At 68.9% G+C, this 15,410-nt stretch carries 12 protein-coding genes and 2 pseudogenes; 8 read left to right on the top strand and 6 right to left on the bottom strand.

The features are described 5' to 3' along the window. Window positions 1–543 precede the first annotated feature (543 nt). Complete coding sequence (locus tag ACFP2T_RS27400) at window positions 544–2,010, top strand: Gfo/Idh/MocA family protein (protein ID WP_377426421.1); 1,467 nt, start codon at window positions 544–546, stop codon at window positions 2,008–2,010. A gap of 48 nt (window positions 2,011–2,058) precedes the next feature. On the opposite strand, the gene ACFP2T_RS27395 is transcribed toward ACFP2T_RS27400, so the two are convergent. Beyond that, window positions 2,059–2,400 carry a hypothetical protein gene (locus tag ACFP2T_RS27395; RefSeq protein WP_377426419.1) on the bottom strand — a complete coding sequence of 114 codons (342 nt, stop codon included), beginning with the start codon at window positions 2,398–2,400 and terminating at the stop codon, window positions 2,059–2,061. A gap of 62 nt (window positions 2,401–2,462) precedes the next feature. On the opposite strand from ACFP2T_RS27395, the gene ACFP2T_RS27390 reads away from it, so the two are divergent. Next, on the top strand, window positions 2,463–3,365 hold the full coding sequence (locus tag ACFP2T_RS27390) for an NB-ARC domain-containing protein (RefSeq protein ID WP_377426417.1): 903 nt from the start codon (window positions 2,463–2,465) through the stop codon (window positions 3,363–3,365). Here the strand turns inward: ACFP2T_RS27390 and ACFP2T_RS27385 are convergent. Continuing rightward, window positions 3,311–4,663, bottom strand: coding sequence for a PLL family lectin (locus ACFP2T_RS27385; RefSeq protein WP_377426414.1), 1,353 nt, complete (start codon window positions 4,661–4,663; stop codon window positions 3,311–3,313). The two genes, ACFP2T_RS27390 and ACFP2T_RS27385, sit on opposite strands and share 55 nt — an antisense overlap. A 332-nt stretch (window positions 4,664–4,995) precedes the next feature. On the opposite strand from ACFP2T_RS27385, the pseudogene ACFP2T_RS27380 reads away from it, so the two are divergent. Further along, window positions 4,996–5,262: pseudogene (locus ACFP2T_RS27380) on the top strand (M23 family metallopeptidase); the annotation flags it as partial. Window positions 5,263–5,311: 49 nt separating this feature from the next. Further along, complete coding sequence (locus tag ACFP2T_RS27375; RefSeq protein WP_465264273.1) at window positions 5,312–6,025, top strand: DUF8189 domain-containing protein; 714 nt, start codon at window positions 5,312–5,314, stop codon at window positions 6,023–6,025. On the opposite strand, the gene ACFP2T_RS27370 is transcribed toward ACFP2T_RS27375, so the two are convergent. Next, complete coding sequence (locus tag ACFP2T_RS27370; RefSeq protein WP_377426409.1) at window positions 6,018–6,914, bottom strand: MBL fold metallo-hydrolase; 897 nt, start codon at window positions 6,912–6,914, stop codon at window positions 6,018–6,020. The genes ACFP2T_RS27375 and ACFP2T_RS27370 overlap by 8 nt on opposite strands. Window positions 6,915–7,046: 132 nt before the next feature. On the opposite strand from ACFP2T_RS27370, the gene ACFP2T_RS27365 reads away from it, so the two are divergent. Genes ACFP2T_RS27365 through ACFP2T_RS27355 form a run of 3 tightly spaced genes read left to right on the top strand, consistent with a single transcriptional unit; the run spans window position 7,047 to window position 9,774 of the window. Next, window positions 7,047–7,376: a hypothetical protein gene (locus ACFP2T_RS27365; protein ID WP_377426406.1), complete on the top strand. Its 330-nt coding sequence runs from the start codon at window positions 7,047–7,049 to the stop codon at window positions 7,374–7,376. A gap of 17 nt (window positions 7,377–7,393) precedes the next feature. Next, window positions 7,394–9,205: a M91 family zinc metallopeptidase gene (locus ACFP2T_RS27360; protein ID WP_377426404.1), complete on the top strand. Its 1,812-nt coding sequence runs from the start codon at window positions 7,394–7,396 to the stop codon at window positions 9,203–9,205. Next, entirely contained in the window at window positions 9,202–9,774 is a 573-nt protein-coding gene (locus ACFP2T_RS27355; RefSeq protein ID WP_377426402.1) for a hypothetical protein, read from the top strand. The genes ACFP2T_RS27360 and ACFP2T_RS27355 overlap by 4 nt, the downstream gene beginning before the upstream one ends. Before the next feature lie 147 nt (window positions 9,775–9,921). Here ACFP2T_RS27355 and ACFP2T_RS27350 read toward each other — a convergent pair whose 3' ends face one another. The 3 genes from ACFP2T_RS27350 to ACFP2T_RS27340 all read right to left on the bottom strand — a co-directional run bounded on the left by ACFP2T_RS27350 (window position 9,922) and on the right by ACFP2T_RS27340 (window position 13,896). After that, complete coding sequence (locus ACFP2T_RS27350; protein ID WP_377426400.1) at window positions 9,922–11,007, bottom strand: DUF2293 domain-containing protein; 1,086 nt, start codon at window positions 11,005–11,007, stop codon at window positions 9,922–9,924. A gap of 137 nt (window positions 11,008–11,144) precedes the next feature. Continuing rightward, a complete protein-coding gene (locus tag ACFP2T_RS27345) occupies window positions 11,145–12,638 on the bottom strand; it encodes a family 43 glycosylhydrolase (RefSeq protein ID WP_377426398.1) in 1,494 nt (497 codons plus the stop codon). Between the two features lie 226 nt (window positions 12,639–12,864). Continuing rightward, window positions 12,865–13,896, bottom strand: a complete 1,032-nt coding sequence (locus ACFP2T_RS27340; RefSeq protein WP_377426395.1) for a DUF808 domain-containing protein — start codon at window positions 13,894–13,896, stop codon at window positions 12,865–12,867. Between the two features lie 719 nt (window positions 13,897–14,615). Between ACFP2T_RS27340 and ACFP2T_RS27335 the strand changes: the two are divergent. Next, window positions 14,616–15,311: pseudogene (locus ACFP2T_RS27335) on the top strand (hypothetical protein); the annotation flags it as partial. Window positions 15,312–15,410 lie beyond the last annotated feature (99 nt).

The following is a 15,410-nucleotide window of genomic DNA, read 5'->3' as shown; positions in this document are numbered from 1 at the left end:
AAGCTGGCCACCGACACGACGCCGACGATAGAGAGTCGGCGGGCGAGCCGCCATGCTGGATCGTCCCACCCGGACGTCCGGATGCCGGATGGCGTCGCGGACGGCGTGGTTCCGGCGCGGGGCCGGACGCCGCTGAGGGCCTGCTCGCGGAACTCGGTCACGGCAGCAGCCGCGAGCGGACCTCTTCCGGTCGCCGTTGCCGTCGCCGTCGATCTGCGGACCGGCATCTGTCGAGGCTGACCGATCATGAGCGAATCATCGATCATCTTGACACGTTCGATCAACGACCGCCATTCTGAAGATCCGTCAGCGCGATTGGCTCGGATCGATGGAGACGAGGGACGTGATGAGTGCGGAAAGCTGTCTGGCGGTCGAGACGGTGACCGGGCCGGACGACGGCCTCGTTCCGGGCGCTGCCGGGTGGGCTCGGACCGGACCGGCCGTGCAACCTCGTCGAACAGGCTTCGTGCCCGGCACACAGCTGTTCGTGCTGCCTGGAAGTCCACGTGATCCCATCACATTCCTGCGAAGGAGCTGATCCACGTGAGCCCCAACGACTCCGTCGAACCAACCGGAAACCAGCCGTCCCGTCGTGACCTGCTCCGCACCGGCGCCCTCGGCGTCGCCGCCGGGTTGGGCGGGGTTGCCCTGTCCGGTGGTGCGGCCGAAGCCGCGCAGCCCGCGGAGCCCCAGCGGATCAAAGGCCGTGAGAAGCCCATGGTCAACGTCCCGTTCGAGGGTTTCGACAGGGTACGCGTCGGTCTCATCGGCCTCGGTAACCGCGGCTCCGACCAGGCACTGCGCTGGGGTGCGGTCTCCACCGTCACCGCGGTCTGCGACATCCGCCCGGAGCAGGTGGCCCAGACCATTCGCCAGCTCAGGGAGCAGGGCCTCCAGGACCGTGAGCCGGTCGGTTACTCCGGCGGTGAGGAGGACTACCTCAACCTGGTCCGCCGGGACGACGTCGACCTGATCTACATCGCGACCCCGTGGGAGTGGCACCACCCGCAGGCCAAGGCGGCGATGGAACACGGCAAACACGTCGCCGTGGAGCTGCCGATCGCGCCGCGGCTCGACGACATCTGGGACCTGGTCCGCACCTCCGAACGCACCGGCAAGCACTGCATGCTGATGGAGAACGTCAACTACTTCCGGCCGGAAATGCAGATGTTCAATCTGGCCCGGGCCGGGCACCTCGGCGAGTTGCAGCACGGATCCGGTGGCTACGTGCACGACCTGCGCTGGCCGTACCTCTTCGGCGGTGCCTACCACCCCGAGCACTGGCGGCGACGCTGGCAGACCCGGATGAACGCCGCCCACTACCCGATGCACGGGCTCGGACCGGTCGCCGCCTGCCTCGACATCAACCGCGGCGACCGGTTCGAGGAACTGATCGCGGTCGCGTCACAGCCGAAGGCACTGGCCCTGTTCCGCGAGGAGGATCCCCGGGTCGGGCCGGACCATTCCGCCTGGGACGACGACCCCTACATCTCGGGCGACCGGAAGACCGTCTTCGTCCAGACCGCGAGGGGACGGTTCATCCGGGTCGAGCACGACGTGAACTCGCCGCACCCGTACACCCGGGAGACCACCCTGACCGGTACCCGGGGCTCGATAGAACTGGACAACGCGCGCGTCTACCTCGAATCGCTCGGGCACACCGACCACAGTTGGCGGACCGGCAGTGCCTTCAGCAGCATCCTGGCCCAGCACGACCACTGGCTCTGGCCCGCCCTGCAACGTCTCGCCGACCAGTACGGCGGGCACGGCGGTGGGGACTTCGTCGCCATCTTCCGGCTGATCCAGCTGATGCGGCTCGGCATGACCCCGGACATCGACGTCTACGACTCGGCGGCCTGGTGCTCGGTGATCCCGTTGAGTCACGAGTCGCTCAAGGGTCGGGGTTTCCGGCCGGTCAAGGTACCGGACTTCACCCGGGGCCATTGGCGCGAGGCGCGGCCCACCTTCGACCGGTCCCGGCCGGACGATCCGTGGCTGGAGGATGTCTGAGCTGGCGGCGGCGCCCCGCAACCGGCGACGCGACGGAGGCCCGTCACCTTATTCTGTCAGCGCAGAGACAAGAATCTGGTCGGCCTCCTCGGCCAGCGTCGTGAAGTCGGCCGTCACCGCCTCGGCACGCATGGCCCGCGCCCGCAGCAACGCCTTGGCGCCGCGCCCGGCGGCCAGCTCGGCGCGTGCCAACCCGAGGCCGGCCCGGATCCGCAGCAACGGATAACTCAGCCGCTCGCACAGCGCGTACGCCTCGCCGAAGCACCGCTCCGCCTCGGTCAGAGAGTTGGCCTTGAGCAGCGCGTCCCCGAGCGTGAACAGCAGCTCTGCCTGGGCCCGCTGGTCCCGGGTCGACCGGGTGAGCGCCAGCGCACGGCGGGCGGTGTCCACCGCGGCGGGACACGGAGGTCCGGCGGCTGCGCCGGATCCTGGGCACGGAGTCGGGCGAGCCGGTGATCGTCGCGATCTCCGGCATGGCGGGTGTTGGCAAGACCGCCTTGGCCGTGGCGGTCGCCCGGGCGGTCGTCGCGGACTACCCGAACGGCATGCACTTCGTCCACCTGCCCGAGCGGGACGCGCTGCACCGCAGGTCGCTGCCGGATCCGCGGCTGCGCGAGATCCTCGCCGACCGGCGGGCGCTGCTGGTGCTCGACAATGTCGCCGACGAGGAGCAGGTACGCGCGGCGCTGCCGCCACGCTTCCGGGGTGCCGTCCTGGTGACCGGCCGGCGGATGCTCACCGGGCTGGACTGCCACGCCCGCGTCGACCTCGACGTGCTGCCGTCCGCGGCGGCGGTGGCGGTGCTGGCCCGGGTGGCCGGTCGCGCCCGGGTGAAGGCGGAGCCGAAGGCCGCGGCGGAAATCGCGCTCCACTGCGGTGGTCTGCCGCTCGCGCTGCGGGCGGCGGGCGGCTGGCTGGCGGCCCGTCGTCACTGGCCCCTGGCGGCCTGCGCGGCCCGGCTCCGGGACGAACATGGCCGACTCGACTGGCTGGCGGCCGGCGGGCTGGACGTGCGCACCGCTCTGGCCTCGAGTTTCACCGGTCTCGGCGACGCCGAGCGCCAGGCGATGACCCGGCTGGCGGCGGCGGGCCGCGCCGAGTTCACCCCGGGCCTGCTCGCCGGGCTGGTGGGCCTGCCGGTGGCGGCCGCGGAACGGTTGGCCGACCGGTTGCTCGACGCCAGGTTGCTCGACGCCGCCGGGGGACGAACCCCCGGCGGCGTCATCTATCGGCTGCACGAACTGGTCCGGCTGGTCGCCCTGGAACGAGCGGCGGGGGACCGCTCCAGGCAACCCGCCGATCAGGTGATCGTGCCGCCGAGGTCCTGCCAGGTCCACTCGCCGTTGGCCCAGTAGTTCTGCCAGAGCGAGCTGTCCTTGCCCCGGGCGAAAGCCCGCAGCACGGTGCCGTGCATGACCGCGGAGGGCGCGCTGGTGATCGTGCCGCCGAGGTCCTGCCAGGTCCACGTCCCGTTGGCCCAGTAGTTCTGCCACAGCGCTCCGTCGGCGCCGCGGGCGAACGCGCGCAGGATATCGCCGTGCATCATCGCCGAGGGGGCGCTGGTGATGCCGCCGCCGAGGTCCTGCCAGGTCCCCGTGCCGTTGGCCCAGTAGTTCTGCCAGAGTGCGCCGTCGTTGGCCCGGGCGAATACCCGCAGCACCGAGCCGTGCATCACCGCGCTGGGCGGGCTGCTGATCCCGCCGCCCAGGTCCTGCCAGGTCCACTCGCCGTTGGCCCAGTACGCCTGCCAGAGTGCGCCGTCGTTGGCCCGGGCGAAGACCCGCAGCACCGAGCCGTGCATGGTCGCACTGGGCGCACTGGTGATGCCCCCGCCGATCCGCTGCCAGGTCCAGTGGCCGTCGACCAGGTAGTTCTGCCAGAGTGCGCCGTCGTTGCCGCGGACGAAGACCCGGAGCACGTTGCCGTGCACCACGGCGGCCGGTGCGCCGATGAAGCCGCCACCCAGGTCCTGCGTCTTCCACTCGGTGCCGTTCCAGTAGTACTGCCACAGCGCGCCGTCGGTGCCACGGGCGAAGACGCGCAGCAGGTTGTCGTACACCACGCCGCTGACTCCGGCCTCCGGTGCACCCCACATCGCCGCGGCGATCCGTACCCCGTCGGGTGCCTCGTCGCCGTAACGCGCCGGGTACGCGGATCGCTGGACCTCCTGGCAGATCGGGCCGATCGCCCCGTTCATCCAGGAGTTGTTCGGATACTTGCGCAGCATCGCGTTGAGGAACGCGTTGGTGGCGTACACCGGGTCCAGCAGCTGCGCCGGCGTACCCCAGCCCTGGCTCGGTCGCTGCTGGAAGAGGCCGAGGCTGTCGTCGTCGCCGTAGTCCAGGTTGGTGATTCCGGTCTCGACGATCGCCGTGGTGAGCGCGATCTCGGCGGCCCGCTGCGGCAGGTTGCGCTGCCGGACGACGTTGACGATCACCCGGGTGCACGCGGCTCGGGTCCCGTTGAAGGCGCCCGCGAGCTTTTGGGTCAGCACCCCGTTCATCCGCGCCGCGAACGCGGTGTCGGCCGCCGTCGGCGGACCGGCCGTGCAGTTGGGCACCACGGAGGCGTTCGCGGCCGGCGCCACCAGAACCGTGGCGGCCGCCGCCGCGACGCTGAGCAAAGTGAGCCACCTCGCCCGGAATCGTCTCATCAATGTTCCTTCCCAGATCGGTCGATGCTCCTGAAAGAGGCTGCGGGGCGCCGCTGTAGTCCCGCTGCAGCCCGGGTGCAGCGGGACTCCGGCGCGGACCCGGAATGTTGCGGGCGGCGGCCAGCCCGGCCGCCCGACTCGAAGGGGAAGCTATGGGGAAGAGGCCACTGCTGGCCGTGCTCGCCACGCTCACCTGCGTCCTGGGCGGCGTGGCGGTGACCGTGCAGCCCGCGCAGGCGGCGGGACCACGTCCGTTGTTCTAGCTTCCGTTCCATTGCGGACAGCAGTGGCGGCTGCAGACCTATCCGGGCCACGACGACTACGACATCGACATGTTCCGGGTCGGCGGCGAGACCGAGGGCCAGGACATCCTCGCCTCTTACGGGGGCACGATCGAGTTCGCCGGCTGGGACGACGGCGCGGGCAACTACGTCAAGATCAACCACGGCAGTGGTTGGCAGACCATGTACCTGCACATGATCGCGCCACCCGTGGTCAGTACCGGCCAGCGGGTGGTGCAGGGCCAGCTGCTCGGCCGGGTCGGCAGCACCGGCCGGTCCAGCGCACCGCACCTGCATCACGAGCAGCGCCGGGACGGTCAGAAGGTGGAATCCTGGTTCAACGGTGTGGCGTCCGGCATCACCAGCGATGACACCTCGCAGCCGGTGGTCCGGACCAGCAACAACTGTGCGGAGTCCCAGCCGGCGTCGCTCCAGCGGGGTCAGCGCCGTGATGCACGGCACCGTGCTACGCGCGTTCGCCCGCGGCAACGACGGGGCGCTGTGGCAGAACTACTGGGCCAACGGCACGTGGACCTGGCAGAGGATCGGCGGCGAGATCATCGGCGCACCGACCGCCGTGTACTACGACGGCCTGCTGCGGGTCTTCGCCCGGGGCAAGGACAACTCGCTGTGGCAGTACTACTGGAACGGCACCGACTGGAAGACGCAGGACCTGGGTGGCGGCATCACCAGCGCGCCGGGCGCCGTCGTACACGGGGAGGTACTGCGGGTGTTCGCCCGTGGCAACGACGGGGCGTTGTGGCAGAACTACCTCGTCGACGGCCACTGGACCTGGCAGGACCTGGGCGGTGGCATCACCAGCGCGCCCTCGGCGGTGCTGCACGGCTCGGTGCTGCGGGTCTTCGCCCGGGCCAACGACGGCGCGTTGTGGCAGAACTACTGGGCCAACGGCACGTGGACGTGGCAGGACCTGGGCGGCGCGATCACCAGTGCACCGGGCGCGGTGATGCACGGCTCGGTGCTGCGCGTCTTCGCCCGCGGCGCGGACGGAGCGCTGTGGCAGGACTACTGGGCCAACGGCACGTGGACGTGGCAGGACCTCGGCGGCGGCATCAGCTGAGAGCGGTCCGGTAACCGGCGGGGAGGGCGGCGCCAGGTCCTCCCCGCCTACCTGGGGGGAAGGGGCGGCTTACCAGTCGTGGCCGCGACGCAGCCACAGGGCCGGCTGCCGAGTCCCGTGGGTCCGAGCCCGGTTCCGTTCGGCGATGTGCGAGCTTCAGGTAGGTCTCGGCCAACTGGCGAAGGCGTGTCCTGTCGAAGCTGTGCCCGTGGCCGGGATGGACGACGGACACGTCGAGGTCGGCGAGGAACTCCATGCTTCGCCAGTAGGCAGCCACGTCGGAGTTCGGGAGGTTGTCGATCAAGGCACCGTCGTAGACGACGTCGCCGGAATACAGGGTCCCGGTGCGCTCCTCCAGCAGGGCGATGCTTCCCGGCGTGTGGCCGGGTAGGTGCAGCACAGTCAGTACTCGCCCGCCCAGGTCGATTCGGTCGCCGTCGTCGAGCCTGCGGCTCAGGGTCATGGGTTCGACGCGGTAGGTAGCCGGGTCGTAGCCGGGACCGGGCAAGACGTCGATCATGAGCTCCGGGACGGGTTCTCCCGCTGCATCGATCCCCAGTTTGTCGTAGAGTTCCGCGCCGTACAGGCTCGCCGGTACACCCGCCGCCAAGAGCCCCGCCTCGGCGGGGTGGGCGGCCCGGTCACCGAACTCACGTGCCCCACCGACATGATCCAGGTGCGCGTGGGTGAGCAGGACCATCGGATCGCGCTCGAACATGGCCGGAATCGCTTCCCGCAAGGCGACGACACCGAGCCCGGCGTCGACCACGATGTCACGATCGTTGCCGCGCAACCACCAGAAGTTCGCCGACAACAGTTCGTTGACGTGCGGTTCCGAGATCCGGATGACGTCGCTACCCACCTCGGCCTGCGTATACCAGTCGACCATGTTCGCAAGTGTGCCAGCGCGTCGGTGCCGTTCGGCGCCGGTATGCGAATCCTCGCTCACACCGGACTGACCCTCGAACCTGACGATGGCGGGGAACGCGGCCCCCTGTGACCGGCGTTGTAGGGTGCCCGCATGAGTGGGGAGATACGGGCCGATCCGGTCGAGCTGGCGCGCGTCGCACAGTCCTGTCTGGACAGCTCGCAGGACCTCGCGACGGCGCTGCGCACCGCCCGGGCCGACACGATGCTGTCCACGTCCGACTTCGGCAACGTGGCGAACGCGGGCCGGCAGAGCGAGGCCTACCACGGCGTGGAGGGCAGCGCGGGCACAGCGGTGGAGCGGCTGGTCACCGTGCTCGAGGTGGACAACGAGAGCCTGCTCCGGGTGGCCTTCGCCTACCAGCAGGCAGATGAGGAAGCCGAGCGCAAGCTGCGGCAGAAGCACCGCAATATTCCGATCTGACAACGGGGAGGTCGCCGATGGGAATTCCACCGGAAGACCAGGAGCACTTCCCGCCGATCACGGCGGCCGAATCGACCTGGCAGCTGCACGCGAACCCGGGGCGAATCCACAGCGCTGCGGCAGCGTGGCGACGGTTCGGCAAGTCTGCCACGTCACTGGGCGACGACATCGACGCAGACGCCAGGAAACTGGTGGGCTCCCAGTGGTCGGGCTCGGCCCGCGACAGCTACGTGAACCACCGGACCAAGCTGATTTCCAGCGTCGATGCGCTACAGGACAACGCGGGCAGGCTCGCCGGGCACCTCGAGGGCATAGCCGACCTGCTCCAGCGTTACCAGGGCTTGCTTGACGCCGAATACGACAAAGTCAAGTTCCGCGACGTGGGCGGCACGTTCTATCCCCGCAGCGCGGAGGAGCAGAAGCTGATCGGTGCCGCCGTCGCCGAGGCCGCAACCCTGCGCAAGGAGCTGGAGCAGGCGCTCGCCCAGAAGATCAGCGGTTTCGACAGATCGGGCTGGGACACCATCGCCGCCGATTGGGGCGCGGTCGTCGCGGGCACCAGCGACCCGTTCACGCTACCAGCGGAGGCGACGGACGGCGTTTCGGTGATCATGGTAGACGGCCGGGCGGTCGTGAACACCGGCACCGGAAACGACAACGTCAAGGTCAGGGTCGACCCGAAGACCGGCGACGTCATCGTCACTGTCAACGGCGCGGACTACTACTACCCGCCGGGCACCCCGGTCACCATCCGCGGCGGCGAAGGCAACGACACCATCGAGACCCCGAAGGGCTCCAACATCCACGTGACACTGCTCGGCGGAGCGGGAGACGACACCATCCGGGGCGGTGACGGCGCCGAGAAGATCTTCGGTGGACGCGGAACCGACGACCTCTACGGCGGCCGGGGCGACGACTACATCTCCGGTGGCTCCGGCATCGACTACATCGACGGCCAGGACGGAAACGACGTGCTGTCCGGCGGTTCCGGCCAGGACACCCTGTACGGCCTGGGCGGTGACGACCAGATGTCCGGCGGCGAGGACGACGACTACCTCGAAGGCGCGAAGGGAAACGACTCGCTGCACGGCGGCGCCGGCAAGGACGTGCTGTCCGGAGGCCACGGCGACGACAGACTGGCCGGAGGCACCGGCGACGACGTCTACTACGGCGGGCACGGCAAGGACCACATCACCGCGGGCGGCGGCAGCGACACCGCCTACCGACAGGACGAGGACACCGTTGACGGCGTGGCCTCGGATGTCAGGGTCGAGATCAGCGACAAGGCGCAGTTCATCAAGATCGAGGGCTCCGACGAGTTCAAGGAACGGGTGCTGGCCGATCTCGACATGTACCGCGCCTCACCCACCGGCCAGCAGATGCTGGACAACCTCCAGGACAAGCGCGACCCGAACTTCCTGTTCGGCGAGAACACGCTGACCATCAAGGAGCTCGACGAGGAGAACGGCTACGCCACCAAGGGCCACAAGGTCGCCAACTCGGACTCCGTCGTCCAGTACAACCCTGCCTTCACCTTCGATGCCGAGGGCGGCCGACCCTCGGTGGTGCTCTACCACGAACTCGGGCACGTGTACGACTACTGGAACGACACCTTCGAAGAGGACAAGATCGTCGGCGGGCCTGACGACGGCATCAAGAAGGGCGAGCGGCAGGCGACGGGGCTTGCCTTCGACCACGACGACGACTCCTCGACGCCGGACCGGCTCGACCCCGATCACCCGATCCAGTACACCGAGAACGGGCTGCGCCGGGAGATGGGCATGCGCGAACGCGACACCTACCGCACCTACCAGGGAGACAGCTGGTGACGAGAATGCGCCGTGTCGCCGGCCTGCTGCTCGTCACGGCGGCGCTGGCCGCCTGCTCGGGCGACCCGGACCTGGATCTGACGGTGCGGACCGCCGTCGCGGGCGGCGACGTCGCGGTCGAGTACACACTGGCCAACCGGTCCGATGCGCCGATGGTGGTCTACGACGGAGGGTGGACCGATCCGCAACAGCCCGGCTGGTCGCGAGGGCCGGTGGAGGTCAGCGTCCGCGACGACGGGGTGATCGAGCTTTCCCAACGCATCATCCACCCCTGTCAGACCCCGGACACCAGCGACTGCGGCGGCGCACGTGAGCCCACCGTGCGCATTCGCGGCTCCGTGCTCGAACCGGGTGCCAGCAGGTCGGACAGTTTCCGGGTGCCGCTCGAGGTGGAGCCCGATCACCCGGCGTCCGCCCAGCGGACGCCGATCTCGATGGGCGGGCGGACGGTGGTCTTCTGCATCGGGTTCACCGAGGTGACCGACGACAACCCACCCGCGGCCGATGGGCTCTACCCGCCAGCAAGCCCGCAGACCATCCTCTGCGGCGAGCCGTTCCGGCTGCCGTGAGACTGCGGTAGCCGCTGCTCGGAAAGGCGCCGAAGGTTCGATCAGGTACATCGAATAGACAACCAGAGCACTTTCCGTAAGGCTTTCCCTCGACTCACCTGGCGTCGCCACGGCGCTCCGGCCGACCGGCACCGACCCGACAGGCCGTCAGGCGTTGGAGCGCCAGGCGGTGAGTACGCGGTCGATGTCGGTCCGGATCCGCTCCCGTGCGTCGGCGCGCGAGACGCCGGCCATCAGCAGTTGGTCGTACTCGGTGTCCTCGTGCCGGATCGACGCGATCACCGCGCGGGTCATCGCGTCCTGGTCCACGGCGCGGCCGGCCGCGGAGCGCCCGACCCGGCCACTGCCCCGCAGCCCGGTGTGTCCGGCGATCGCCTCGGCTCGGGACGCCGGACAGCCTGGGAAGATTCGAAGGATCTCGGCGGTCATCCGGGCCATCAACGCCACGTCCTGATCGGCCCGGCGTTCCCGGTCCCGCTCGCGGCGGCGTAGCCGCGCGGCCTCGTCACCCAGGCACTGCCGTTCGGCGCTGTCCAGCCCGGCCGGTTCCACCAACAATCCCAGCCGGTCGTACCGTTTCCGGGCCCGGTTGAAGCGCAACACCACGGCGGACAGGGTGCTGGCCTTTTTCGCTCGTCGGGTCATCGCCGCGTCACCGGCGGGCAGGAAGACCAGATGATCCAGGTCTGTGCAGGTCAGGCAGAGGGTCTGCGCGGCCTCGGAGACGAGTAGTTCCCCCGTCTCCCCGCACTCGGCGCAGGTCCACGCGGTGACCGCCGAGTGCACCACCAGGTCGGGCGGCGTGCTCTGCCGCTGTACCAGCCGCGCCCGGGCGGTTTCGGAGAGCGTGCCCGAGGCCCAGTGCGTCCGGTATGACCGCTCGATGCCGGGATCGCCGTCGGCGGTGAAGCGCAGCGGTCGGCGGTCGCGGGTCGCGGCGAGGTAGTCGACCTCGTCCGGCCGCAGTCCTTCGTCCCGGGCCCAACGACCGAGGATCTCCAGCGCCTCCAGCAGCCGCGACGGCGGCACCGCCGCGCTCCGCTCCAACTCCGGAACACGGCCCTGGCGCCACCGGTCCACCACGTTGCCCGGAAGCCAACCGAGCGCGCTGAGCAGAACGAGCGGCGAAACATATCGATGGCGGGCCAACGCGGACTGCGCGGCGGTGACGACACGCCGCTCCAGCTTCGAGCCGGTCGGCCGCACCTGAGGCGGGGTCGGGGGAGTAGACATGATTTCGCGAGGATAGCGAGGTGTACTGCCGACGGACCTGAACGACCTGCGGCTGGCCGAGGAGAATCCGACCTTGGGCTGCCGGGGATCCAGGGGGTGATCAGGAGACAGCGATTCAGCCGCTCCCGGCCCGGCACCTACTGATTGGTGATAGCGACGTTGTCGAAGGCGGCGGCCGCGTTGTAGACGCGAACGCCCGACTTGCCGGACGTGTAGGTGGCGTCGGTGACCGAGATCCTGGGAGAGGTCAGGTCACCGACGTACACCCTGATCGACGAGCCGCCGGCCACCACGCGCAGGTGGTACTGCTGGCCGGCGACGACCGGCAGCGGCGCCGAGCCGAGCAGCGTCCAGTTGCTGTTGGCCCGGCCGAGGATCACGCGGCCGGCCGGGGTGATGCCGGCGTAGTAGCCGCGGTAGGCGTCGGTTCCGGTCCCCACGTTGGAGGCCCGGAACACCAGCCCGGCGTCGCCGGTGCCCGACGTGATCGTGACGTCGAGGTCATAGGTCGCGTTCACGTGGTTGTCGTCGAGCAGTGACTTGCCGCCGTAGGAGGCGGTCGTCCGGTACTGGCCGCCGCCGACCGACCAGGCCCCGCCGTACGTCTTCCAGGCGAGCGCGTTGCCGTCGGCGAAGTTGTCCTTCACGAGCATCTTCACCCGCTGGATCGTGCCGTCGGCGTTGAAGTTCATCCGGTCGTACGCGAGTTGTCGCGCGTTGCCGTCGGTCTCCGACAGTGGCCGGCGGTGGTAGAAGATGTACCAGGTGTCGGTGCCCGGGATGTTCAGCACCGAATTGTGCCCGGCGCCGCGCGCCACCGCGGGGTCCTGCGCCAGGACCTTGTCGAGGCGGGCGAAGGGGCCGGTGGGTGAGTCGGCCATCGCGTACGCCACGGAGTAGTCGGGGCCGGTCCAGCCGCCCTCCGACCACATCAGGTAGTACTTGCCGTTCCGCTTGAACATCTGCGAGCCCTCGACGTACCCGCTCGGAGTGATCTCCTTGTACGTCGTGCCGTCGGCGAACGTACCCAGGCTCGTCATGTCGACGTTCAGCTTGGCGACGTTGGCGTGCCCCCATCCGCCGTAGTAGATGTACGCCTGCCCGTCGTCGTCGATGAAGACGTCCTGGTCGATCGGCTGGGCGCCGTTGACGAACTGCGCGATCAACGGCCGCCCGATCGCGTCGGTGTAGGGCCCCTCCGGCCGGTTGGCCACCGCCACTCCGATACCGCCGAGCTCGCTGTTGCTCTGGATGTCGTTGGCCGCGAAGTACAGGTAGTACCTGCCGTTACGGGCGATCGGGGCGGGCGCCCAGACGGCGTACCGCGCCCAGCTCACGTTCGCGGTGGTGAGGACGTTCGGGTGCTTGGTCCAGGTGATCAGGTCGGTCGAGGAGAAGGCGTCGAGGTGGGTCTGTTCCGCGTACGGGCGGGAAGCGGTCGGGAACACGTAGAAGCGGTTGTTGTAGACCGCCACGTCGGGGTCGGCGTACCACCCGGCCACGATCGGGTTGCCGGCCTCGGCGGTGGTGTACTCCGGCAGCGCGGCCGACGCCGGAGCGGCCGCCACGGTGGCGGCGAGCACCCCCGCGACGGCAACGACCGTACTGAGGGTGCTTCCAAGTATCGGCATTTAACAATGTTTTCTGTTCTTGCTGCGTGTCGTCAAGTGTCAGGTCGCGTTACAAGACCCATTGCCGGTGCGATGGTCACGCCGGGGTAGGCCAGTCGAAGCGGCACGAGTAGGCATCGTCGCTCGGCGATCGCTGTGCCAGGCAGCACCTTTGAAACCGCTACCCGACACCGCCCCAGAGGACAACGTCCGTGTCCTTCGAGACCGACACCAGATGATCCTGCGGTCAGGCGCGCGGTGCCCCGTCCGCAGAAGCGTTGTGACGCCGAGCCGCAGGGGGCGGCGTCGCGGGAACGGTGCCGTCAGTGCGAGTCATGGCCGACGCGGCGGCAGCCTTGGACTTGCGTTTGTGGAGCGTGAGAGTCATGACCAGCACGACCAGCGCGCCGACGATCAGCCCGAGGATCGCGCTGGCCACCGTGTTGACGAGCCAGCCGACGAGCCCACCGAGAACACCCGTGGCGTCGTGAGCGGCTTCCTCCACGTGGTGTACGGCCTCGTACAGAAAGTGCAGGCCCAGCTCGTCCGCGCCTACCAGCAGGATGTGTCCGCCCACCCACAGCATCGCGGCGGTGCCGACCACCGTCAGCACGGTGAGAACCACCGGCATCGCTCTCACCAGACCGCGGCCGAACCTGGCGGCGGCGCCGGAGAGCTGCGACAGGCGCAGCCCGGCATCGTCCATCCGCACGATCAGGGCCACGACGCCGTACACCAGCACGGTTATGACGACGGCGACGAGAGCCAGGATCGCCAGGCGGGACCAGAACGCCTCGTCGATCACCTCGTTGAGGGCGATGACCATGATCTCCGCCGAGAGGATCAGGTCGGTCCGTACAGCCCCGGAGACCAGCGTCTTCTCGTCCTGCAGCTTTTCCTCGCCCGCGCCGTGGGCATCGTGATGGGCGATCCTGGCCCACACCTTCTCCGCGCCCTCGTAACACAAATAGGCGCCGCCGAGCATGAGGATCGGAGTGAGCAGCCAGGGCACGAACTGGCTGAGCAGTAACACCGCCGGCAGGATGATGAAGAACTTGTTGCGTAGCGACCCTAGGGCAATACGCTTGACAATCGGCAACTCGCGGTCGGACGCCAGGCTCCGCACGTACTGCGGCGTGACGGCGGCATCGTCGACGACGACCCCCGCAGCCTTGACGCCGGCCTTCGCGGCGGCCGCCCCGATGTCATCGACCGACGCGGCAGCGGCGCGAGCCAGCACGGCCACGTCGTCCAGCAGGGCTACGAGTCCACCGGCCAAGGGATGGTCCTTTCAGGGTTGAGCAGAGTCCGTGGTGGCCATTCTCGCTCAGGTCCCTGCCTGCGGCACGTTACCAGCCCCGTCCAGCACGAGCGGCGGCCGGATGCGGCCACGACGGCGACTGCTGACCGCACTCATCGTCCGACTCAGCCAGCACGACCGATGCGCGGGTTGAGAACCGACCGGCCCGACGAGTGATCATCGCCGGACGCGTCTACGTACCCGCCGCCGACAACTCCGAGCAAGACTCCTCGCCGCATCCGCACATGCTGCGGGCGGCGCATCGCGCTTGGGATCTCAGTGGGTGACCAGTTCCAGATTACGTTGGCCCCCGCTCCTGGCGCGATGCTTGGAGACTGACCTGCCGGTCGTTCCGATGGAACCTGCCGCATTCCTTCCGGGTGGCGCCTCATCGGCCGGCGTCTTCTTGCTGGTCGCAACGGTGCAGGCGGACGTCGATTTCGGGTCGGGTCCACTTTGCGTACGCCGCCCTAACGTGGCGTCGCCGGCCGGTTCGGCCAGCTGCCAGCACATAGGAAACGTGCCTATTGGGAGACCCGGGGAGCGGCATGCCGTGCCCCGGTGCCGATGGCGATAGCGACTGTCCCAGGTCTGACCTCCAACCCCGTACGTGACAGCTGAGATCTACCCCGAACGCTCCATTGGGCCATCCCGAACCCCCGCCGGCCACCAATAGAAGGAGCATGATGCCCCCATCCATGCGCAATACCGGGTCGAAGGAAACACGTCGGACCCTACGTAGAGCTGTGGCGATCGCGCTAGCGGCGCTCATCGTCAGCATTCTCGTGGCACCCGCACCGGCCAACGCAGATGGCAACCCGAACCCGGCGAGGATCACCGCGGCCTCCTGGTGGCTGATGGAGGAACTCCTCAAGCTCCAGTCGGGTTCGCAGAACGGTGGAATTTACGCCAACAAGCCGGGCTACCACAACACCCGCGCGGCCAACGCCGCCGACAACTATTCCGTCCGGGACGCCGAGGACAGGGGAGGTCCGTCAGACAAGGCCGCCGCTTACGATTGGACCTTCCCCGAGGCTCAGAGCCTCGCACTGCGCTCCCTACCCGTCGACCCGAACGCGGATCAGCAGCTTCCGGTCAACGTGCAGGTCGACGCCTCGAACTTCACCAACATCGCCCGGTTCTCCAGCCGCCTCCTGGCGTCGGGGCAGAATCCGAACGATCCACGCCTGGACGGATGGCGGGAGTTCTTCGGTCAAGCCGACAGCGACAATTCCGTCGAGGGATGGGACTTCCGGTACAACCGCGCGGCCACCTCCGACTCCTCCCACCTGTGGCACATCCATCTGAGCGAGGACCGCGACAAGGTCGAGAGCTTCGAGAACAAGGAAGCGCTGCTCAGCGTCCTCCGGGGAGAGACCGTTGACGAGTGGCGCAACGGCGACCCTGGTGGACCCGCCGCGGTGTTCGTGAATGGCGAGTACCACGTTTTCGGTATCAGTCCGAGTGGCAATCTTAGCCAGAACACCTGGAGG

It is taken from the genome of Plantactinospora solaniradicis, from assembly GCF_042658085.1.
GTDB classification, from domain to species: Bacteria; Actinomycetota; Actinomycetes; order Mycobacteriales; family Micromonosporaceae; genus Plantactinospora; species Plantactinospora solaniradicis.
This window is presented reverse-complemented; position numbering and strand designations above follow the sequence as displayed.